General features: G+C 70.3%; 16 protein-coding genes. 5 read left to right on the forward strand and 11 right to left on the reverse strand.

Annotated elements, in window-relative coordinates:
- Window positions 1-247: 247 nt before the first annotated feature.
- Entirely contained in the window at window positions 248-793 is a 546-nt protein-coding gene (locus LW587_RS05725) for a GcrA family cell cycle regulator (protein ID WP_232628634.1), read from the forward strand.
- Between the two features lie 172 nt (window positions 794-965).
- Here LW587_RS05725 and phoB read toward each other — a convergent pair whose 3' ends face one another.
- From phoB to pstS, 6 genes are all read right to left on the reverse strand, one after another.
- Entirely contained in the window at window positions 966-1670 is a 705-nt protein-coding gene (gene phoB / locus LW587_RS05730; protein ID WP_232628635.1) for a phosphate regulon transcriptional regulator PhoB, read from the reverse strand.
- A 179-nt stretch (window positions 1671-1849) separates the two neighbouring features.
- Window positions 1850-2563 carry a phosphate signaling complex protein PhoU gene (gene phoU / locus LW587_RS05735; protein WP_232628636.1) on the reverse strand — a complete coding sequence of 238 codons (714 nt, stop codon included), beginning with the start codon at window positions 2561-2563 and terminating at the stop codon, window positions 1850-1852.
- Between the two features lie 325 nt (window positions 2564-2888).
- Complete coding sequence (pstB, locus tag LW587_RS05740; RefSeq protein ID WP_232628637.1) at window positions 2889-3704, reverse strand: phosphate ABC transporter ATP-binding protein PstB; 816 nt, start codon at window positions 3702-3704, stop codon at window positions 2889-2891.
- 44 nt (window positions 3705-3748) lie between these two features.
- Complete coding sequence (pstA, locus tag LW587_RS05745) at window positions 3749-4642, reverse strand: phosphate ABC transporter permease PstA (protein ID WP_232628638.1); 894 nt, start codon at window positions 4640-4642, stop codon at window positions 3749-3751.
- Between the two features lie 25 nt (window positions 4643-4667).
- Window positions 4668-5645 (reverse strand): phosphate ABC transporter permease subunit PstC, encoded by a 978-nt coding sequence (gene pstC, locus LW587_RS05750; RefSeq protein ID WP_232628639.1) that lies wholly within the window; start codon window positions 5643-5645, stop codon window positions 4668-4670.
- A gap of 108 nt (window positions 5646-5753) precedes the next feature.
- Window positions 5754-6794, reverse strand: coding sequence for a phosphate ABC transporter substrate-binding protein PstS (gene pstS, locus LW587_RS05755; RefSeq protein ID WP_232628640.1), 1041 nt, complete (start codon window positions 6792-6794; stop codon window positions 5754-5756).
- A gap of 290 nt (window positions 6795-7084) precedes the next feature.
- On the opposite strand from pstS, the gene LW587_RS05760 reads away from it, so the two are divergent.
- On the forward strand, window positions 7085-7357 hold the full coding sequence (locus LW587_RS05760) for a hypothetical protein (RefSeq protein ID WP_232628641.1): 273 nt from the start codon (window positions 7085-7087) through the stop codon (window positions 7355-7357).
- 3 nt (window positions 7358-7360) lie between these two features.
- On the opposite strand, the gene LW587_RS05765 is transcribed toward LW587_RS05760, so the two are convergent.
- Window positions 7361-7567: a hypothetical protein gene (locus LW587_RS05765; protein ID WP_232628642.1), complete on the reverse strand. Its 207-nt coding sequence runs from the start codon at window positions 7565-7567 to the stop codon at window positions 7361-7363.
- 157 nt (window positions 7568-7724) lie between these two features.
- On the reverse strand, window positions 7725-8726 hold the full coding sequence (locus tag LW587_RS05770; RefSeq protein WP_232628643.1) for a magnesium transporter CorA family protein: 1002 nt from the start codon (window positions 8724-8726) through the stop codon (window positions 7725-7727).
- Between the two features lie 272 nt (window positions 8727-8998).
- On the opposite strand from LW587_RS05770, the gene groES reads away from it, so the two are divergent.
- The 3 genes from groES to LW587_RS05785 all read left to right on the forward strand — a co-directional run bounded on the left by groES (window position 8999) and on the right by LW587_RS05785 (window position 11790).
- Complete coding sequence (groES, locus tag LW587_RS05775) at window positions 8999-9289, forward strand: co-chaperone GroES (RefSeq protein ID WP_060772000.1); 291 nt, start codon at window positions 8999-9001, stop codon at window positions 9287-9289.
- 81 nt (window positions 9290-9370) lie between these two features.
- Complete coding sequence (gene groL / locus LW587_RS05780; RefSeq protein ID WP_232628644.1) at window positions 9371-11011, forward strand: chaperonin GroEL; 1641 nt, start codon at window positions 9371-9373, stop codon at window positions 11009-11011.
- A 107-nt stretch (window positions 11012-11118) separates the two neighbouring features.
- Window positions 11119-11790 carry a spermidine synthase gene (locus tag LW587_RS05785; protein ID WP_232628645.1) on the forward strand — a complete coding sequence of 224 codons (672 nt, stop codon included), beginning with the start codon at window positions 11119-11121 and terminating at the stop codon, window positions 11788-11790.
- A 45-nt stretch (window positions 11791-11835) separates the two neighbouring features.
- Here LW587_RS05785 and LW587_RS05790 read toward each other — a convergent pair whose 3' ends face one another.
- The 3 genes from LW587_RS05790 to LW587_RS05800 all read right to left on the reverse strand — a co-directional run bounded on the left by LW587_RS05790 (window position 11836) and on the right by LW587_RS05800 (window position 22399).
- Window positions 11836-13209, reverse strand: a complete 1374-nt coding sequence (locus LW587_RS05790; RefSeq protein ID WP_232628646.1) for an aminotransferase class I/II-fold pyridoxal phosphate-dependent enzyme — start codon at window positions 13207-13209, stop codon at window positions 11836-11838.
- Window positions 13206-20618, reverse strand: a complete 7413-nt coding sequence (locus tag LW587_RS05795; RefSeq protein WP_232628647.1) for a type I polyketide synthase — start codon at window positions 20616-20618, stop codon at window positions 13206-13208. The genes LW587_RS05790 and LW587_RS05795 overlap by 4 nt, the downstream gene beginning before the upstream one ends.
- Window positions 20619-21094: 476 nt before the next feature.
- A complete protein-coding gene (locus LW587_RS05800) occupies window positions 21095-22399 on the reverse strand; it encodes a UDP-glucose dehydrogenase family protein (protein WP_232628648.1) in 1305 nt (434 codons plus the stop codon).
- Window positions 22400-22506: the final 107 nt, after the last annotated feature.

Consider the following 22506-nt stretch of genomic DNA (forward strand, 5'->3'; position numbering starts at 1 on the left):
CGGCCGGGTTTCGGGTTCGGACCGATTGGCAGTGGAAACCCGTCCGGGCCGGTCCGCGACCCTTGCTCCCCGGTCGAGCTGTCCTGTAGTCTCCGGACGTCGCCCGCCGCGGGTTGGCGATGTGTTAACCGACATGTGCCGGGCCGGCGCGATCACCCGCGCAACGGGCCGGCACGCCGTGGGCGGGCCGGAGGCACCGGTACGACTTTTCCGGCCTGTGCAGGGTCGGGTCGCTGTGGAGGGGGCAATGACGGAAGCGGTCCCGAGCTGGACGGATGAGCGCGTGGAGCTGCTTCGGCGCCTCTGGGACGATGGCCTGAGCGCCAGCCAGATCGCCCTTCAGATCGGCGGCATCTCGCGCAACGCCGTGATCGGCAAGGTCCACCGTCTCGGGCTCGCCGGCCGGGTCAAGCCGATCGGCCCGGCCCCCGTGAACGGGCGCCGCCGGGACGAGGACGCGGCGGTCGAGATCGAGGCGGTGCTGGCCGCAGAGGAGCCGACCCTGCCGGAGCCGCCCGCCATCGTCACCCATCGCCCCGCGCCGAACTTCCCCCTCGAGCCGGTGCCGGCCCCGCCGCAGCCGGTCGCGCTCGCCGTGTCCGAGCGGGTCACCATCATGGACCTGCGGGATTCCATGTGCCGCTGGCCGATGGGCGATCCGACCTCGCCGGACTTCCGCTTCTGCGGAGGCCGCGCCATCACCGGGCTTCCCTATTGCACCCAGCACGCCCAGGTCGCCTACCAGCCGGCCGCCGAGCGCAAGCGCGACCGTCGCGTCGCCGGATTCCGCTAGGAAGGCGCGCCGACCGGCTGATGTGGGTCGGGGCGGGCAAGGTCAGCGGCGTTTTCCGGGTCGATCCGTCACCGCGGGGCCTGCGCACCCGTCATGGCGCGCGCCAGCATAGCACCATGGCAGGGGCCGGCGGCTTCGCCCCGGTTGTCGGCCCGGGTCGCTGCGGACGCGGCTACTCCGCCCCCGAGAACATCTCGTCGAAGGAATAGCCTGAGCCACGCACGGTGCGGATCGGGTCGCTCTGGCGGGGGCGATTGATCGCCTTGCGCAGGCGGCCGACATGCACGTCGACGGTGCGCTCGTCGATATAGACGTCGTGGCCCCAGACGCCGTCGAGAAGCTGCTCCCGGGAGAAGACCCGGCCGGGGCTCTGCATCAGATATTCGAGCAGCTTGAACTCGGTCGGGCCGAGATGGATCTCGCGGCCCTGGCGGCGGATGCGGTGGCTGACCCGGTCGAGCTCGATGTCGCCGGCCACCAGCATGCCGGCGACGTGGGCGGGCTTGGCCCGGCGCAGGAGGGCGCGGACGCGGGCGAGCAGCTCCGGCACCGAGAACGGCTTGACCACGTAATCGTCGGCACCCGTGGAGAGGCCGCGCACCCGGTCGGCCTCCTCGCCGCGGGCGGTGAGCATGATGACGGGCAGGCGCTCGGTCTCACGCCGGGCGCGGATGCGCCGGCACAGCTCGATCCCCGACAGGCCAGGCACCATCCAGTCGAGCAGGACGAGGTCGGGGGTGGTCTCGTGCAGGCGCAGATCCGCCTCGTCGCCCCGCACCGCCACATCGACGACGAAGCCCTCGGCTTCGAGGTTGTAGCGCAGGAGCGTCGTCAGCGATTCCTCGTCCTCGACGATCAGGATGCGTGCGCTCGTCATCGCCCGTCTTCCCATCCCTGCTCTTCGTCCCGGGCGCTCCGTCCACGGTGACGGAGCGGCGCGCGGGAATCCAGTGCCGGCGCGACCGAACCCGGTGAAGAGTGTCGCGCGCGCCGCCTCACGCGCAAGGGCCGAAGGCCCGCGTGAGGGCACATCGAGGCCCGATCCCGAACGGCCGGTCAGGCGCCCGGGGAGACCGTCACATAGTTCGACGCGTCGTTCTTCGGCCGCTCGCCCGCGACGGTCTCGCCGGTGGCGAGATAGTGGATCGTCTCGGCGATGTTGGTGGTGTGGTCGCCGATGCGCTCGACGTTCTTAGCGCAGAACAGCAGATGCGTGCAGAACGAGATGTTGCGCGGATCCTCCATCATGTAGGTCAGGAGTTCGCGGAACAGCGAATTGTAGAGCGCGTCGATGGCGCCGTCGCGCTCCCACACGTCGTGGGCGGAGGCGGTGTCACGGCTCGCATAGGCATCGAGCACATCCTTGAGCTGCTCCTGCACGAGGTCGCTCATGTGCTGGACGCCGAGCACGATCTTCTGCGGCTGGGTCTGGTCGCTGATCGCCACGACCCGCTTGGCGATGTTCTTGGCGAGATCGCCGATCCGCTCGAGGTCGCCCGAGACGCGGATACCGGAGATGGTCTCGCGCAGGTCGATGGCCATCGGCTGGCGCCGAGCGATGAGCAGTACCGAGCGCTCCTCGATCTCGCGCTGAAGCACGTCGAGGCGCTTGTCGGCGACGATGACCGCCTGGGCGAGGACGGAATCGCGGCGCACCAGCGCCTCGGTGGCGTCGGCCAGCATCTTCTCGGCGACGCCCCCCATCTCGGCGATGGAGCGGCGCAGGTTCTCGAGATCGCTGTCGTAGGAGGAGACGATATGCTCGGACATGGTTTCGAAGTCTCCGGTCGGGCGGCGGAGCCGCGTCCCGGGCGGCCGGGACGATGCGCCTGATCCTCGTGCTTCCATCGGCTCCCCCGGGGAAGCCGCTGCTCGTTTTCCCAGGGCCATCGCTCGGAGCGATCGCCCTGCTTCCTGGTCGGCCTCAGTGGCCGGCGGCCACGTTCCCGGCTCTCGGCTGGCGCCGAGACCCTTCCCGGACAGGGCTGCGACGCACCTTCAAGCGATGGTCCTGTGACCGGGCCGCTGCGGCAGGGCAGGCTTCCAGGGGACAGATCGTCGGTCTCGCCGGCCTTGCGGGACGGCGGAACCCGGATCAGCCGAACCGGCCGGTGATGTAGTCCTGCGTCTGGCGCTTGGCCGGGTTCATGAAGATCTTGGTCGTGGCGTCGAACTCGATCAGCTCGCCGAGATACATGAACGCGGTGAACTGCGAGATGCGGGCGGCCTGCTGCATGTTGTGGGTCACGATGACGATCGTGAACTCCGAGCGCAGCTGCTCGATCAGCTCCTCGATGCGGCCGGTCGAGATCGGATCGAGGGCCGAGGTCGGCTCGTCGAACAGGATCACCTCCGGGCGCTGGGCCACGGTGCGGGCGATGCAGAGGCGCTGCTGCTGGCCGCCCGACAGGCCCATGCCGGACTGCTTGAGCTTGTCCTTCACCTCGTCCCAGAGGGCGGCCTTGCGCAGGGATTCCTCGACGCGGACATCGAGCTCGGCCTTGGGCAGCCGCTCGTAGAGGCGCAGGCCGAAGGCGACGTTGTCGTAGATCGACATCGGGAAGGGCGTCGGCTTCTGGAACACCATGCCGATGCGCGAGCGCAGCTCGTTGAGATCGACCTTGGAGTCGAGCACGTTCTGCCCGTCGAGGAGGATCTGCCCCTCGGCGCGCTGCTCCGGATAAAGGCTGTAGATGCGGTTGAAGGTGCGCAGCAGCGTCGACTTCCCGCAGCCCGACGGGCCGATCAGCGCGGTGACCTGCCGGTCGCGGAAGTCGAGGTTGATGTTCTTCAGGCCATGGAACGACCCGTAGTAGAAGTTCAGGTCCTTGACGGCGATGCGCACGGGTGCCGACAGGTCGGCCGGGTTGCGGCCGTCGATCTGGCTGCGGATCGCGGGGGAGGCGCTCATCTCGGTCTCTCGTCGGTCGGAGGGCGGGGGCGCGGCGCGCGGGGTCAGCGCTGCCGCTGTTCCTTGATCACGAAGCGGGCCAGCACGGACAGCGCCAGGATGGTGACGGTGATGAGCAGCGCCCCGGCCCAGGCCAGGCTCTGCCAGTTCGGGTAGGGCGAGAGGGCGAACTGGTAGATCATCACCGGAAGGTTCGGCACGCCGCCCAGCAGGTTGGCGTTGAACCACGAGTTGTTGTTGAGCGCGGTGAAGAGCAGCGGCGCGGTCTCACCGGCGATGCGGGCCAGCGCCAGGATGATGCCGGTGACGATGCCGGCGCTCGCCGCCCGCCATGTGATGGCGCGGATGACGAGGGAGCGGGGCGCCCCCAGGGCGGCGGCGGCCTCGCGCATCGGGCTCGGCACGAGGCGCAGCATGTCCTCGGTGGTGCGCACGATGACCGGCACGGCGATGATGGCGAGCGCCACGGCGCCGGCCCAGCCCGAATAGGTCCCCATCGGCCGCACCATCAGGGTGTAGACGAACAGGCCGATCAGGATCGAGGGGGCCGAGAGCAGCACGTCGTTGAGAAAGCGGATGACGTCGGCGATCTTGGAGGTCTTGCCGTACTCGGCGAGGAAGGTGCCGGCCATCAGCCCGATCGGCGTCGCGATGACGATGCCGATGAAGGTCATGATGAGGCTGCCCAGGATCGCGTTGGCGATGCCGCCGCCTTCCGATCCGGGGCCCGGGGTCGGCGCCGTGAACAGCTCCGGGGTGAAGCCTTTCACGCCCTCGACGATGAGCATGAGGAGGATCGAGCCGAGCACGACGATGCCGAGCATCGTCGCGGCGGTGCTGGCCAGGATCAGGATGCGGTCGGCGATGCGGCGGCCGGAGCGCACGCGGCTGGCGCTGGGGCCGCGGCCGGTCGTGGCGAGGGGGTTGGTGGCGTCCATGGTCGGCGCTCTTCCCGGATGCGGCTCAGGCGACCTTCACGCGCCGCACCAGCAGGCGGGCGACGATCAGGACGATGAAGGTGATGATGAAGAGCAGGCAGCCCAGCGCCATGAGCGAGGAGAGCTGCAGGCCGTCGGCCTCGTTGAACTCGTTGGCGATGCGCGAGGCGATGGTCGAGCCCGGATCGAAGATCGAGGCGGAGAGGCGGTTGGCATTGCCGATCACGAAGGTGACCGCCATGGTCTCGCCGAGCGCGCGGCCGAGGCCGAGCATGATGGCGCCGATGATCGAGACCGAGGCCTGCGGCACGAGCACGTGGCGCACGACCTCCCAGGTGGTGCAGCCGATGCCGTAGGCGCTCTCACGCAGCACGGTCGGGATCTGGTCGAGCATGTCGCGGGTGATCGAGGCCACGAAGGGCACGATCATGATGGCGAGGATGATGCCGGCGGTGAGCACGCCCACCCCCGAGGGGATGCGGGCGTAGAGGATGGTGCCGACGATCGGCAGGCCCTCGACCACGTTCGAGACCGGCACCTGCACGAAGCGCGCGAAGAGCGGCGCGAAGACGAACAGGCCCCACATGCCGTAGATGATGCTCGGCACCGAGGCGAGCAGCTCGATGGTCATGGCGACCGGCTTGCGGGCCCAGCCCGGGCAGAGCTGCGTGAGGTAGACCGCGATCCCCAGGGAGATCGGCACGCCGATGAGCAGGGCGAGGAGCGCGGCGGCCACCGTGCCGATGATCGCCGGCAGGGCGCCGAACTGCTCGGTGCCGATGTTCCAGGCCGACGAGGTGAGGAAGCCGAAGCCGAACTCGGCGAAGGCCGGCCAGGCGCCATAGACGATCGAGCCGAGGATCCCGGCCAGGACCAGGAGGACCAGGAGGGCCGAGCCGTAGGCCGCCCCCTGGAACAGGCGGTCGCCCATTCGGCTGGGGGCGATGCGGGGGGCCGTGCCGCTCTCGCGGGCCAGGGCGATCTGCTGAGTCAAAGCGGTCATCCGCGGAAGTGCTCTTCGAGTGCGGGGCGTGTAGCGTGCCGAGACGTGGGAGGCGAGCGAGGCCCCACAAAAAGGCCCCCTTCGGGGAAGGGGGCCTCGGTAACCTGCTTACATGCCGAAGACGGCCTTGCCGTCCTTGCCCTTGATGGTCTTCCACTCTTCGTGGATCAGGCCGACGACGTTGTCGGGAAGCGGCACGTAGTCGAGTTCGGTCGCGAGCTTGTCGCCGTTCTTGTAAGCCCAGTCGAAGAACTTGAGCACGTCACCGGCCTTCGCGGAGTCGGCAGGCTCCTTGTAGACGAGGATGAAGGTCGCGGCAGTGATCGGCCACGCATCCTCGCCGGCCTGGTTGGTCAGGGCGATGCCGAAGCCCGGGGTCGATTTCCAGTCGGCGCTGGCGGCAGCGGCCTGGAAGGCCTTGTCGTCGGGCCGCGGGAACTTGCCGGCCTTGTTCTGGATCAGCGTGTAGGCAAGCTTGTTCTGCTTGGCATAGGCCGACTCGACGTAGCCGATCGCGTTCGGGACCTGCTTGACGGTCGCGGTGACGCCCTCGTTGCCCTTGCCGCCCTGGCCGACCGGCCAGCTGATCGTCGTGGCCGCGCCGAACTCCTTCTTCCAACCCTCGGAGACGCCCGAGAGGTAGGTCGTGAAGATGTTGGTCGTGCCGGAGGCGTCCGAACGGTAGATCGGGGTGATGTTGGCCTCCGGGAGCTTGAGGCCCTCGTTCAGCTTGGCGATCTTCGGGTCCGACCACTTCTGGATCTTGCCGGCATAGATGTCGGCGACGATTTCGCCGGTCAGCTTGAGCTTGCCGGGCTCGAGGCCGGCGATGTTCACCACGGTCACCACGCCGCCCATGACGGTCGGGAACTGAACGAGACCGTCCTTCTCGAGCTGGGCGGGCTTGAGCGGCGCGTCGGTGGCGCCGAAATCGACCGTCTTGGCCTGGATCTGCTTGATGCCGCCGCCGGAGCCGATCGACTGGTAGTTCAGGCCCATGCCGCTGTCCTTGCGGTAGGCCTCGGCCCATTTGGAATAGACCGGGAAGGGGAAGGTGGCGCCGGCGCCGGTGATGTCGGCAGCGAGCGCCGAGGTCGCGATCTGAGCGGCGGCGAGGCCGGCGGCCAGGGCGTAAGCGAAGGGTTTCACGAGCATCTCCGTAACGGGTCGTGCGCGGCTGCCGGGCGGCCCAAGAGGCCTGCGGCCGGTCCCGCTGCGACGGGGCAGCCCTATCGCTCCGACGCGCCGCCTCTATGACGAGCACATGACGGACGCATGACAACGCCCGCCCCGGGGCGGGCCCCCGCGGATTTTCGCTGAGGATGGACCGCTCTGCGCGGTTCGGACGTTAGGGAGACGAGTGATGCCGCGTGGCCTCGAGGGGATGGGACCTCGGGGCCGACTCGCGTTCACGACAGTCATCCGGGGAGACCGTCGCAGTGACGGAGACGGTGCGCGGGGACGACCCGCCGGTCGAGGCGATCAGCGATCCGCAGGAGATCGCCTACCGCGCGCTCCACGACGAGCGGGCCGCGCTGGAACAGGAACTCACCCTGGCCCAGCAACGGCAGCGATTCGACCCGGACGCCCGGGCGGCCGAGGAGGCGCAGGCCACGGAAGCCACCCTCCTGAAGGATCTCGATCGGATCCTCACCCTGATCCGGGCCGCCGAGATCCGGCGCAGCCAACCCCAGGCGCGGCGCTGGCAGTGAGGCTCAGGCGCCGCGGCGCCGGTCCCGCTCCTTCTGGCGCAGGCGCAGCAGCAGCTCGACCTGCACGTCGGTGATCGGACGGCTCTCGCAGGTCTCGACATAGACCTCGCGCAGGGCCCGCCCGAGGCGGTCCCGGGTCTCGCCGGTCAGACCGGGGAGGGGGGCGTCGGCAAGGCGGTCGACAGCGCAATTGGACGCGAGCTGTGCCATGGGGGACCCGACCAGGGGTGAAGGTTTCGTATCGCCATCGATGCGACGGAAGCACCGGAGCATCAGCCTGCGCGAAGATGGTTAACGAACCCTTACCTCTGGTCCTATTTCCGCGGTGTCGCTCCGGGGCCGATGCGGGCGCGGAACCCGGATGCGCTCAGAGCCAGCCCTTGCTCCGGAAGAAGATCAGCGGCACCACGGCCGAAATCGCGATCAGCGCGAGACCGTAGGGGTAGCCGTAGACCCAGTCGAGTTCCGGCATGTGCTTGAAGTTCATGCCGTACATGGACGCGACCAGCGTCGGCGGCACGCCCACCACCGAGACCACCGTGAGGATGCGGAAGGCGTTGTTCTGCTCGATGTTGATGAGCCCGAGGGTCGCGTCGAGCAGGAATTGCAGCGTTTCCGACAGCCTCGTCTCGAACTCGTCGAGGGAGGCGATGTCCCGGGCCAGGGTCTCGAATCGGGGCGCGTCGTCGCCGTCGAGATAGGCGTCGCACTCGCCCTTGGCGAAGGCGACGATGCGCTCGAGACCGAGCAGGCTCGCCCGGACCTTCGAGAGCGATTTGCCGTGCCGCCCGACCGAGCGGAGCAGCCGGCGAAGCGCCAGATCGCGGCGCTTCGGGGCATTCGCGTCACCCTTGCGGGCGCCGGGCCGGGCGCCCGCGTCGAAATCGAAGACCCGGGTGGAGAGGCCGTCGAGATCGCCGGACATCTCTTCGAGCAGGTCCGCGAGGTTGTCCACCAACTCCTCGACGATGAGCAGGAACATGCGCGCGCCGGTGCTGCCGTCGCCGTCGCCCGCATCCACGCGCGCACGCACCGCCGCGAAGGCCCGCATCTCGTGGAAGCGCACCGTCACAAGATGGTTGTCGTTCAGGAGGAAGCCGAGGGGCTTCAAGCTGAAGTCGGAGCGGTCGAACGTCACCATCGGGGTCGAGAGCGAGATGCCGTCGCGGTTGCGCCGCAGCCGGCTCGACAGCTCGACCTCGCTCAGGGCCGCGCGCGACGGGATGCGCAGGCCGGTCGCCTGCTCCACCCGGCGCGCCTCCTCGGCGGTCGGATCGTTCAGGTCGATCCAGACGGCGTGCTTGGGCGGCGCGCCCTCGTGGAGGTGGTCGGCCTCGACCGCTCCCTGCGGTCCATGCACGCTGATCATCGCAAAAAGGCGTCCCGTCCTCAGCCCCGAATCGGCCTTGCCTCGGCCCCGCGCGTTGGTCCGAACGTGGTTCCGATCCCGGCGCAAGGCGAAGATTCGCCTCCGAACCGGGCGGCGGCGAGAAAGCTGCGCCTTGACTCCGCGAAGCCACACGCCTATCTCGCCGCCGTCGTTAGCACTCATCGAGCACGAGTGCTAACAACCATGTTGGGGCGCGGTCGCTGGCCGGCCGCATGAAGACCAACCGCTATTTCGAAGCAAGAGGGCAGCTCATGAAGTTCCGTCCGCTGCACGACCGCGTCGTCGTCCGTCGCATCGAGAGCGAGGAGAAGACGAAGGGCGGCATCATTATCCCGGACACCGCCAAGGAGAAGCCGCAGGAGGGCGAGATCGTCGCCGTCGGTCCGGGCGCCCGCGACGAGCAGGGCCGTATCAACGCCCTCGACGTCAAGGTCGGCGACCGCGTCCTGTTCGGCAAGTGGTCCGGCACCGAGGTCAAGATCGACGGCCAGGATCTCCTCATCATGAAGGAGTCCGACATCATGGGTGTGGTCGCCCTCTAAGGCGCCGCCCCCCTCACCGCCCTTCGAGACCGCCTCCGGCAGGCTTCAGGGCATCCATCCCGCATTTTGAGGTTCACTCACATGGCAGCGAAAGACGTACGTTTCTCCGCCGATGCTCGCGACAAGATGCTGCGCGGCGTCGACATCCTCGCGGATGCCGTCAAGGTCACCCTCGGCCCCAAGGGCCGCAACGTCGTGATCGAGAAGAGCTTCGGCGCGCCCCGCATCACCAAGGACGGCGTCACCGTCGCCAAGGAGATCGAGCTCGCCGATCGCTTCGAGAACATGGGCGCCCAGATGGTGCGCGAAGTGGCCTCGAAGACCAACGACATCGCCGGTGACGGCACCACCACCGCGACCGTGCTGGCCCAGGCCATCGTCCGCGAAGGCGCCAAGTACGTCGCCGCCGGCATCAACCCGATGGACCTGAAGCGCGGCATCGACCTCGCCACGGCCGCCGCGGTGAAGGACATCACCGCCCGCGCCAAGAAGGTCGCCTCCTCCGAAGAGGTCGCCCAGGTCGGCACGATCTCCGCCAATGGCGACAAGGAGATCGGCGAGATGATCGCCCACGCCATGCAGAAGGTGGGCAACGAGGGCGTCATCACCGTCGAGGAGGCCAAGACCGCCGAGACCGAACTCGACGTCGTCGAGGGCATGCAGTTCGACCGCGGCTACCTCTCGCCGTACTTCGTGACCAACGCCGAGAAGATGGTCGCCGAGCTCGAGGATCCCTACATCCTCATCCACGAGAAGAAGCTCTCCTCCCTGCAGCCGATGCTGCCGGTGCTCGAGGCCGTGGTGCAGACCGGCAAGCCGCTTGTCATCATCGCCGAGGACATCGAGGGCGAGGCGCTCGCCACGCTCGTGGTGAACAAGCTGCGCGGCGGCCTCAAGGTCGCAGCCGTGAAGGCGCCGGGTTTCGGCGATCGCCGCAAGGCGATGCTCGAGGACATCGCGATCCTCACCAAGGGCCAGACCATCTCCGAGGATCTCGGCATCAAGCTCGAGAACGTCGCCCTGCCGATGCTCGGCCGCGCCAAGCGCGTCCGCATCGAGAAGGAGACCACCACGATCATCGACGGTCTCGGCGAGAAGGCCGACATCGAGGCCCGCGTCGGGCAGATCAAGGCGCAGATCGAGGAGACCACCTCGGACTACGATCGTGAGAAGCTCCAGGAGCGTCTGGCCAAGCTCGCCGGCGGCGTCGCGGTCATCCGCGTCGGCGGCGCGACCGAGGTCGAGGTCAAGGAGAAGAAGGATCGCGTGGACGACGCGCTCAACGCCACCCGCGCTGCGGTGGAAGAGGGCATCGTTCCCGGCGGCGGCGTCGCGCTGCTGCTGGCCAAGAAGGCGGTCGCCCAGCTGAAGTCCGAGATCCCGGACGTCCAGGCCGGCATCAAGATCGTCCTCAAGGCGCTCGAGGCCCCGATCCGTCAGATCGCCAGCAACGCAGGCGTCGAGGGCTCGATCGTCGTCGGCAAGATCACCGACAACGGCGGCGAGACCTACGGCTTCAACGCCCAGACCGAAGAGTACGTCGACATGATCCAGGCCGGCATCGTCGACCCGGCCAAGGTCGTGCGCACCGCCCTCCAGGACGCGGCCTCCGTCGCCGGCCTGCTGGTGACCACGGAAGCCATGGTCGCCGACGCGCCGAAGAAGGACAGCGGCGCTCCGGCGATGCCGGGCGGCGGCGGCATGGGCGGCATGGACTTCTAACGTCCGACGCCACCCTCGAGAGACCGGAAGGGGGTCGCCGAAAGGCGGCCCCTTTTCCGTTGCAGGACGTCCGCGGCAAGACGAGAGACGACCCGAACAGGCGCCGCATGATCCCCTGGGAACACCTCGACAGCGCACCGATCCCCGGCGAATCCGGAACCCTGCGGCTGCTGCGGCGGGGAAGCGAGTTCTCGATCCAGCTCGACCGGAACGAGTTGATGAACAGCCGTCTCAGCGGTTCGGAGGAGGCGCTGGCCCGGCTCGCCGCCGAGCGGATCGCGGGCGTCGCCGCGCCGCGGCTGCTGATCGGCGGCTACGGCATGGGCTTTACCCTCCGGGCCGCCCTCGGCAGCCTGCCGGAGACGGCGCAGGTGAGCGTGGCCGAGATCGTGCCGGCGGTGATCGCCTGGGCGCGCGGGCCGATGGCGGCGCTGACCCAGGGCTGCCTCGACGATCCCCGCGTCACGCTCCGCGGGGCCGACGTGGCGGCGGTGATCGCCGAGCGGACGGGAGCCTACGACGCGATCCTGCTGGACGTGGACAACGGCCCCGACGGCCTGACCCGGACGGCCAACGACCGCCTCTACGACGCGGCCGGCCTCGCGACGGCGCGGGCGGCCCTGCGGCCTCGCGGCGTGCTGGCGGTGTGGTCAGCCCATCCCGACGCCGCCTTCACCCGGCGGCTCGGACAGGCGGGATTCTCCGTCGAGGCGGTGGCGACCCGGGCGCGGGGCCAGCGCGGGGCGCGCCACGTCATCTGGCTGGCCGGGAAGCGGTGACCGACAGGCGTCCACCGCTCGGTCGATGACGCGAGGCCGAGGGCCTCACGCCCCCCGTCGCGCCATCAGCTGCTCGATCAGCGTCGCGCCGGTCTCGAGTTCCGCCAGTTCCTCGGCCACCGCCGCGACCGTCTCGGCGATCTGCTCGGGCGTGTGCTCCGAGGTCAGGAAGAAGCGCAGCCGCGAGGCACGCTCCGGCACCGCCGGATGGATGATCGGCTGCACGTTGATGCCGCGCTTGAACAGGCGGTCGGACAACGTCACGGCCTTGAGCGAATCGCCGATGATGACCGGAATCACCGCGAGGCCGAGGCTGGTGCCGGTGTTGAGGCCGCGCTTCTTGGCGGCGGCCAGGAACAGCCCCCCGTTCCGGCGGAGGCGCTCGACCCGCTCGGGCTCGGCCTGCATGATCGAGAGGGCGGCCTCGGCCGCAGCCGCCAGGGGCGGGGACATGCCGACGCTGTAGAGGAAGCCGCCGGCGGTGCATTTCAGGTACTCGACCAGCACCGAAGGGCCGCAGATATAGCCGCCGCAGGACGAGAGCGTCTTCGACAGCGTTCCCATCCAGATATCGACATCGGCGGCCGCGACCCCGCAATGCTCGTGCAGGCCGGCGCCGGTGCGGCCCAGCACGCCGAGCCCGTGGGCGTCGTCCACCATCAGCCAGCAATCGTAGCGGCGCTTGAGCTCAACGAAGGCGGCCAGATCCGGCGCGTCGCCGTCCATGCTGTAGAGCCCCTCGACCACGATGAGGGCCCGGCGGTGCTCGTGCCGCGTGGCCTCCAGGAGCTTCTCCAGGGCGGCGGGGTCGTTATGGGCGAAGGAGCGGCGCTGCGCTCCCGAGAGCTGCGCCCCGGTGACGACGCTGTTGTGGATCAGCGCGTCGTGGAAGATCACGTCTGCCGGCTCCAGCATCGCGCCGAGGGCGGTGACGTTGGTGGCGTGGCCGCTCACCATGATGACGCAGGCTTCGGTGCCGTAATGCGCCGCGAGCGCCCGCTCCAGCCGCAGATGGACCGGCCGCTCCCCCGCCACCAGCCGGCTCGCCGAGGCCGAGGTGCCGAAGGCCTCGATCGCCTTGCGCGCCGCCCCATTCACCGCCGGGTGCCCGTTGAGGCCGAGATAATCGTAGGACGAGTAGTTGGTGAAGGCCTTGCCGTCGATCCGGGTGGTCGCGGCGGCGCGGGTCTCGTGCACCCGGAAGAACGGGTTGTTGAGGCCGATCAGATCGGCGGCCGAACGCTGGAGCTTCAGCTCGCGGTAGCCGGTGAGCCGCTCGAAGCTCTGGTGCTCGGACCGCGTCGGCGCCTTGGCCTCCGCCGTCGGCTCCGGCCGGGGGGCGTTCACGCGGCCGAGCCGGTTGGTGACGAAGCTCGCCAGAGCGGCGCGGCCGTCCTGCGGACGTGACGGCTGGGTCATGGAAGAATCTCTTTGATGTCCGCGACGTTCTTCTCGACGAGGGCGTTGAACGGCGTCAGCGTCGCCGCGTCGAGGTCTCCGACGTGTTTCGTGGCGAGGCTTAGCGTCACGCCCGCGGCCTCATCGACCGGGGCCGCGACCGCCTGGATCAGCGTCTCAGTCAGTTCGTTGACCGTGAGCCCCGAGGAGATGCCCGCGGGCGGCGCGTCGAGGGCGAAGCGCTCCTGCAGGCTGGCGCCGAGTTCGACGCCCATCAGCGAGTCGAGGCCGATCTCGGAGAGTTGGCGCACGCGGCTGATGTCGTCCTTGGGCAGGCGCAGGATGCGGGCGATGTCCTCGACGATGGCGTCGGCCACGGTCTTGCGGACCGCGTCGATGTCGCCCGCGCGCAGCAGGGCGACGATGTTGATCGTCGCGACCGCCCCGGATTCGGCCTGCTGGTCGGCGGCGAGGGCGGCGTAGCTCGGCGAGCGCAGCGTGGCGAGGCGCTCGCGCGCCTTGCCCCAATGCATCGCCGCGATGGCGATCACCCCCTCGTCCGGGCTCGCGCCCTGGCCTTCCAGCGCCTCGGCCATGAAGTCGAGGCAGCGGCGAGCCTCCATCGGCGTCACGCCGACGCGGGAGGACAGGGTCTCCATCACCGCCTTGTTGCGGGCGAGGACGCCGACATCGCCGATCGCGCCCCAGGCCACGGCTAGGGCCGGCAGGCCGAGCCGGCGCCGCTGGCGGGCGAGCCCTTCCATGAAGCCGTTGGCGGCGACGTAGGAGCCCTGGCCCGGATTGCCGATGAAGGTCGTGGCCGAGGAGAACAGCACGAAATAGTCGAGGGCGCGGGCGCGGGTCGCCGCGTCGAGATGCTCCGCCCCGATCACCTTGGGGGCGATCACCGCCGCGAGGGTCTCGGGCTCGATCGCCGTGATCAGGCCGTCCTGCAGCACCATGGCGCCGTGGATCACGCCGGCGAGCCGGTCGCCCGCCGCCTCGATCCCGTCGAGGAGAGCCTCGACGGCCTCGCGGCGGACGATGTCGCAGGCCTGCGTCTCGACCCGCACCCCGCGGGCCTCCAGCTCGGCGATGGCCGCGCGCCCGTCCGGGCTCGGCGTGCCGGAGCGGCCGACGAGGAGAATGCGCCGTGCCCCCCGGTCGGCCAGCCAGCGCGCCACCTCGATCCCGAAGCCGCCGAGCCCCCCGGTGACGAGGTGGACGCCGTCCGGGTTCACCGCGAAGGCGGTGCGCCGCACCCGGGCCACGGTGCCGGGCGCGGGCGGCGTGACGACGATCTTCCCCACATGCCCCGATTGCTGCATCAGCCGGAACGCGTCGGACGTCTCGTCGGCGGCGAAGGGCTGGTAGGGCAGGGGGCGCAGGCCCTCTTCCGCGAAGAGCGCCATCACCTCGCGGAACATCCGCGCCCCGTCTTCGCCCTGGTGCTGGAGCACCTGATCGAGGTCGACGCCGAAATAGGACAGGTTCCGCCGGAAGGGCCGCAGCCCGATATGGGTGTTGGCGACGTAGTCGCGCTTGCCCAGTTCCACGAAGCGCCCGAACGGCCGCAGGACATTCAGCGAGCGCTCCATCATCTCGCCGAACAGCGAGTTGAGCACCACGTCGACGCCGTCTCCGGTGATCCGCCGCACGTCGTCGACGAAGGCGAGGGAGCGGGAATCGAGCACGTGTTCGGCGCCGAGCGCCTTGACCAGAGCCCGCTTCTCGCGAGAGCCGGCGGTGGCGATGACCCGAGCGCCCTTCCACTTGGCGATCTGGAGGGCGGCGAGCCCGACCCCGCCCGCGCCACCATGCACGAGCAGCCATTCGCCCTTGCGCAGGCGGGCGCAGGTGCAGAGCGCGTAATAGGCGGTGAGGAAGGCGACCGGCACGGTGGCGGCCGCGGAGAGATCGAGCCCGGCGGGCGCGGGGGCGACGACGGTCTCGGGCACGACGACGTGGGTGGCGAAGCCCGATTGCGCGAAGGCGACGACGGCGTCGCCGACGCGCAGATCGACCACGCCGGGGCCGACGGCGGCGACGTGGCCCGACACCTCGAGACCGAGGCGGGGTCCGGCGAAGCCGTCCTCCAGGATTTCCTCCGGCAGCATCGAGAGCGCCCAGAGCACGTCGCGGAAGTTGAGGCCGGTGGCGGCCACCGCGATCTCGACCTGACCGGGGCCGGGGGCCACGCGCTCGGCCGGCCCCCAGACCATCTCGTTGAGGCCGCCGGTGTTGGAGCGCTCCAGCCGGGCGGCCGGGGCGGCGTCGGTGCCGACGGGACGGACGGCGCGGCCGGGATGGAAGCGCACCACGCGGGTGGCGTCCGGGTCGAGCACGATCTCGGTCTCGAGCGTGCCCGACAGGATCAGGGCACGCAGCCGCTCGGCGGCGTGCTTGGGCGACAGCGACGGCGCCAGATCGACCCGGCGGACATCGAGGTTGGCCGCCTCGTTGGCGAGGGTCCGGCTGAAGGCCCAGACGCCGGCCTCGACGGCGGCGGCGTCCCCGCCGGCATCGCGGGTCGCGCCGGGCGCGATCACCCAGAGCCGGGTCTGGCGGCTGCCGAGATGCTCGGCGCAGCGTTTGAGGCTGAGGCAGCGGTCGCGCAGGCGCCCGGCGGCCGCGCCGTCGGTCGTGAAGGCACCGGCCAGGAACACCACGGTGTCCGGCGTCTCCCGCTCCAGTTCGAGCAGGGATTGCGCGGAATCGAGGATGATCGAGACGTGGACGCCACTCGCCACGAGGAGCGTCGCCAGCGACGAGGCGGTCTCGGCCCCGATCGCGTCGTCGGACCCGACGACGAAGGCGAAGCTCTGGCCATGGCCGACGATCGGACGGGCGGGAGCCTCGGCGACGAGGAGCAGGTCGTCGCCGTTGGCGGAGGCCGCCCGGCCGGCGGAGACGCGGACGAGGCCGCCCGCGCTCAGCGTCCGCTGCCAGCCCGCCACGTCGTCGAGGCGCGACACGGGCAGGCCGGCGACGGTCTCGAACCAGTCCGGCGTGAGGCCGAAGACGAGATCGCGGAACAGGGAGGCGCCGGGCTCGACCGCGATCAGCAGGCCGCCGGTGGCGAGGGCGTCGGCGAGCTGGCCGGGCAGGCCGCGCCCGCCCCGGTGCAGCACGTCGCTGGCCAGCACGAGGTCGAAGGCGCCGCCCGGCAGGGCCTCGGCGGCTTCCACCACCTCGACCTGCGTCGGCAGGCCGAGACGCGCCCGCTCGGCGAGCCGCCGGTCGGTCTCCAGCACGGTCAGGCGGGCGTCGATGGCGCGCGCCAGGGCGGCGGCGCGGGCCGAGAGCGGGCCGAAGCCGACCTGGAGGATGCGCAGGGCCCGGTCGCGGGGCAGGCGCTCGTGGCTCGAAGCGATCGCGTCGGCGACGACCTGGGCGGCGGCGCGGGCGGTCGCGCCGCGCAGATGGAACGCGTCGAGGGCGGCCGGCGGCAGCTCGGCGGCGTGCGTCGCCTCGCCCGTGAGGATGCGCCCGACGAGAGCGGTGGTGTCGGCGAGCAGGACCAGCTCGGCGGAAAGCTCCGGATGGTCCGAAGCGATCCAGCGCATGGTCTCCTCGGGCGCGGGCAGCGCCACGTCCTGGCGCAGGCGCCAGGCGCCGGAGCGGCCATCGTTCGAGGCGAGCCCGCTGCTCTCGAGGGCGTAGAGGGCGTTCAGCGCCCAAGGCCGCAGGGCATCGGTCAGGCGCGGGTCGGCAAGGTCGATCCGCCCGCCGCGGGTGAGCCCCTCGGCGAGGCGGTAGGCGAGCGCCGTCGCCCAGCCTTCCAGGAGGAGGTGGCCCGGGCCGAGCTCGGCGGTGTCCGGGGCGGTCGCGGCGGCGAGGGCGGGCCGCAGGCGCTCGCTCAGCGAGGGGCGGCGCTCGAGGGCCAGAGCGGTCGGCTCGCTGGCGAGCTCCGTCGCCTGCGTGATCGTAAAGGCGTCGAGCTCGCTGCCGCCCTTGGCGCGCAGGGCCTGGAACCGGCCCTCGCGGATCGCGGCGATGACCTCGCCCTCCGCGTCGACCAGGGTGAAATCGGCGAGGATCGAGCGCTCGTTGCAGCGGCGGATGCGGATCTCGGTCCGGGCGATCACCGCGCCCGGGCGCAGCAGGCGGATCTCGCCGAAGCGGACCGGCACGTAGGCCTTGGTGGCGCCCTCGCCCATCAGCTCGGCGAAGAGCAGGATCAGGCCGTGGAAGCAGGAATCGAGGCGCGCGGGCACGAGGCCGTAGCGGGCGTCGGCCTCGGCGGCCGTCAGCTCCGAGACGATGGTGACGTCATCGATCCGCGCCGAGGCCGCGACCTGCCGGAAGCTCGCGCCGAACCCGAGGCCCGAGGCGAGGGCCCGGCGATAAAGGTCGTCACCCGCCACCGCGTGGTCGGCGGGCAGGGCCACGTCCCGGCGGGGGAGCGGGAGGAAATCACCCTCGATGATCTTGGCCGAGGCGTGGAGCTGCCACTGGGCCTGGGTCAATCGCGGACGGCTGAGGATCTGGATCTGGTGGCCGGCGAGGCGCACCGTCACCTCGCGCAGGGATTCCTCGGCGAAGACCATCGGCGCGTGGATCTCGAGATCGGCGAGCGTCGCGGTCTCGGAGCGCTGAGCCTGCCGGGCGACATGCAGCGCCATCTCGACGAAGGCGGCCCCGGGCAGGATCACCTGGCCGTCGATGCGGTGATCGTCGAGATCGGGCACGAGGACCGCGTCGAGATGGCCGTGCCATTCGAGCCCATCGGCCGAGGCGCGGGCGCCGACGAGGGGATGGTAGAGCCGCGGGACCACGGCCCCGGTGACCTCGGCGGTCTCGGACAGGCGGAAGCTGCGGCGCTGCCAGGGATAATGCGGCAGCCGCACGTCGCCGGCCGGATCGTCGCCGAACACGGTCGGCTCCTCGACCTTCGCGCCGGCCACGAGGGCGGCGGCGACGGCCCGGGCGATCGGGTCGGCGCCCACAGGCTTGCGGTGCATCACGCCGACCGAGGCGACCTCGATGCCGAGCGGCTCGATCGCGTCGCCGATATGCGGCAACAGGGTCGCCCGGGGGCCGACTTCGACGAAGACCCGCGCGCCCTGGCGGGTCGCCTCCTGCAGGGCCTCGCAGAACCGCACCGGCTCGCGAATGTTGCGCCACCAGTAGCCGGCCCCGAAGCGGGCGCCCGGCAGCACCGTGCCGGTTACCGTGGAGACCATGGCGGTGTGCCCGGCCGTAGCCTTCAGGCCGTCGAGGTCGCGCAGGAGCGGGCGTTCGGTCGGGTCCATCAGCCGGCCGTGGAACGGGTATTCGAGGTCGAGCTTGCGCCCGCGGCGACGCTTGCGCGCGAGCGCCTTCATCGCCGCCTCGATCACGGCTTCGGGGCCGGCCACCGTGATCGCCTTGGGGCTGTTGTAGGCGGCGATGTCGAGGGTCGGATAATCGGCGAGGAACGCCTCCATCTCCTCGACCGGCCCGAGCAGCACCGCCATGGTGCCGAAGCCCCGGGTCGATTCCTGGTGCTTGCTGCGGTGGAAGATGACCCGGACCGCCTGTTCGAGGCTCAGGATGCCGGCGGCCTCCGCCGCGGCGATCTCGCCGACGCTGTGGCCGAGGACGAAGCGGGGCGCGAGGCCCCGGGCCCGCAGGGCCGCCGTCGAGGCGCTCTGGATGGCGAAGATCAGGGGCTGGGAGACCCGGGTCAGCGACAGGCGCTGATCGAGATCGGGGGCGAACATCGCCTCCTTCAGGGACCAGCCGGACAGCGTCTCGAACAAGGTGTCGGTGCGCTCGAAGCGCGCGCGGAACACCGCGTTCTCGGCATAGGCCTCGCGGCCCATCCCGACCCACTGGCTGCCGTTGCCCGAATAGACGAAGGCCACCTCGGCGCCGCGCTCGACCGCCGTCCCGGCGATCGCGGCATCCATGTCCTCGCCCTCGGCGACGGCGCGGAGCGCCGCGGGAAGATCGAGGCCCGCCCCGACCGGGACGGCGAGGCGCACGGGCAGACGCTCGCGGCGATGGGCCGCCGCGGCCGCGACGCGGGCGACCTCGTCCGGCGCGGCACCCTCGAGGCGGGCGGCGTAATCGAGGGCGAGATCGTTCAGCGCGGCCCGGCTCTGGGCCGACAGGAGCAGGATTTCGGGGCTACGGCCCGTCTCCGCGGCGGGAACCGGGACGGGCGCCGGGTCGGTCAGCACGACGTGGGCATTGGTGCCGCCGAAGCCGAAGGAATTGACGCCCGCGAAACGCTCCGCGCTTCGCTCCAGCGCCAGCGGCGACCGGGTCACCGACAGGTTCAGGGCCTCGAACGGGATCTCGGGGTTCAGCTGCGCCGCGTGGAGCGAGGGCGGCAGCAGGTCGTGCTCGAGGGCGAGGCTCGCCTTCAGCAGGCCGGCGAGGCCCGAGACCGGCTCGGTATGGCCGATATTGGTCTTGATCGAACCGATCGGCAGCGGCGCGTGGCGGGGCTTGCCGAGCTTCTCGCCGATGGCGCTCGCCTCGATCGGGTCGCCGACCGGGGTGCCGGTGCCGTGAGCCTCGACGAAGGCGATCCGGTCGAGATCGATTCCCGCCTCGCGGTAGACCTGTTCCAGCAGCGCGCCCTGGGCGTTGCCCGAGGGCAGGGTGATGCCAGTCGTGCGGCCGTCGGAATTGACGCCGCTCGCCGCGATGACGCCGCGCACCGTGCGTCCGCTGCGGGCCGCCGCCTCGGCCGATTGCAGGATCAGGACGACGCCGCCCTCGGCGCGCACGTAGCCGTCGGCCTTGGCCGAGAAGGCCTGGCACAGACCCGTGCGCGAGAGCATCTGCGCGTTGGAGAAGGAGATGAAGTTGAACGGGCTGGCGAGCAGGCTCGCGCCCGCCACGATCGCGGTGTCGACCTGACCGGCCTCGATCGCCGTGATCGCGGCGTTGAGCGCGACGAGGGACGACGAGCAGGCGGTGTCGAGGGTGAAACTCGGGCCCTTGAGATCGTAGATGTAGGAGATGCGGTTCGAGATGATCGAGAGCGTGTTGCCGGTGGCCGCATAGGCGTCGCTGGAGGCCGGGTCGAGAACGCGCAGATTGCCGTAATCGAGGGAGGATGCGCCGACGAAGACGCCGATCTGCGAGCCGGCGACCGCGGAGGGGCGCAGACCCGCATCCTCGAAGGCCTCCCAGGCCAGTTCCAGCAGGAGCCGCTGCTGCGGGTCCATCTGCTCGGCCTCGCGGGGGGAGATGCCGAACACCGCCGGATCGAACGACCAGATGTCGTCGAGCACGCCCGCCGCCCAGGTGTAGCTCTTGCCGCGTTCCTGCGCCCGCGGATGCGCGTAGGCCGGCAGCGACCAACGGTCTTCCGGGACCCGCGACACGGCGCAGCGCGCCTCGGTCAGGAGCTGCCACAGCCCCTCGACGCTCGGGGCTCCCGGGAGACGGCAGGCGCGGCCGACGATCGCGATGTCTTTGCGGTGAGTCACGTCGATCCGTTCACGCTCGTAGGGTCCGGGAGCACGCACCTGCCCGAAGGCAGCCGCACGGACGCCGTTCTAGTAGTACGGAGGCCGGGTCACTCCAACCCGAGCGGTCGTGCCGACCCCTTTTAATCCCGGAGATTGGGAGAATGTGTGGCACGTATTCATCAGTCGCTTGCCGAAACTGCCCGCCATCGAGACAGCGTAGAACTGCCAAACATGGCCAGTCGTCAGCAACGCGCGCGGGATCCCCGCCGCAATTCGGCCGCGATGACAGCGATGGCAGAACGAAGACTTGACGAATGTATTTCTCTTGGGATCGAAGAAGTGCCCGAATCGGGCAAGCGATGACACGAACCGACTTGGATGCAGCGCCTGTCATCGCGCATTCGAGACCGAGATCGGGCTTGGCTGCACCTCTGGCGTGAATCGACGACTGCGGCGCACTGCCCGAATGGCGGCGTGACGCGGCCAGGCTCCCGTCATGCAACTCCCACGCCGACATAGCGGAAGCCGTGCTTTTCGGCTTCGGACGGAGCGTAGATGTTGCGTAGATCGACCAGCACCGGCGTCCGCATCAGGTCCTTCAGCCGGGCGAGGTCCAGCGCCCGGAAGGCCGCCCATTCCGTCACGATCACCAGGACGTCCGCCTCGGTCGCGCAGGCATAGGCGTCCTCGGCGAAGGCGACCCCGTCCAGGAGCGGGCGCGCCTGCTCGATCCCCTCGGGATCGTAGGCCACCACCCGCGCGCCGCCATCCTGGAGGCCCGCGACGATCGACAGCGAGGGCGCGTCGCGCATGTCGTCGGTGTCCGGCTTGAAGGTGAGCCCCAGCAGCGCCACCGTCTTGCCCCGCACCGAGCCCCCGGCCGCCGCCACCACCTTGCGCGCCATCGCGCGCTTGCGCTGGTCGTTGACCGACACCACCGTCTCCACGATCCGCACCGGCGCGCCGTGGTCCTGCGCCGTCTTGACCAGCGCCAGGGTGTCCTTGGGAAAGCACGAGCCGCCGTAGCCGGGGCCGGCATGCAGGAACTTGCGGCCGATGCGGTTGTCGAGCCCGATGCCGCGAGCGACCTCCTGCACGTTGGCGCCGACCCGCTCGCACAGGTCGGCGATCTCGTTGATGAAGGTGATCTTGGTCGCGAGAAACGCGTTGGCGGCGTATTTGGTCAGCTCGGCCGTGCGCCGTCCGGTGAACAGGATCGGCGAGTGATTGAGATAGAGCGGACGGTAGACCGCCTGCATCACCTCGCGGGCCCGGTCGTCCTCGGCGCCGATGACGATGCGGTCGGGGATCTTGAAGTCGCCGATCGCCGCGCCCTCGCGCAGGAATTCGGGATTGGAGGCGACCGAGACCTCGGCGTCGGGGCGCGCCTCGCGGATGATGCGCTCGACCTCGTCGCCGGTGCCCACTGGCACGGTCGATTTGGTGACCACCACGGTGGAGCCGGTGAGCGCGCCGGCAATCTCCTTGGCCGCCGCGTAGACGTAGGAGAGGTCGGCGAAGCCGTCGCCGCGGCGAGAGGGCGTGCCGACGGCGATGAAGACGGCCTCGGCCCCGGCCACGGCGGGACCGAGATCCGTGGAGAAGGAGAGGCGGCCCTGGCGCACGTTCTCGGCGACCAGCGCGTCGAGGCCGGGCTCGTAGATCGGCATCCGTCCGGCCTCGAGGGCCGCGATCTTGTCGGGGTCCTTGTCGACACAGGTCACCGCGTGGCCGAAATCCGCCAGGCAGGCGCCCGAGACCAGGCCGACATAGCCCGAACCGATCATCGCGATCCGCATCGATGCTCCCGCACGCCGTTGGAAGAGCCGCAAGCGTCTTGCTGCGCCGCACTCTCCTAACCGCATTCGGCCGGGCCGCAAATCGCGGGCGACGCATCCGCCCCTCC

The organism is Methylobacterium sp. Leaf118, from assembly GCF_920984675.1.
GTDB lineage: Bacteria > Pseudomonadota > Alphaproteobacteria > Rhizobiales > Beijerinckiaceae > Methylobacterium.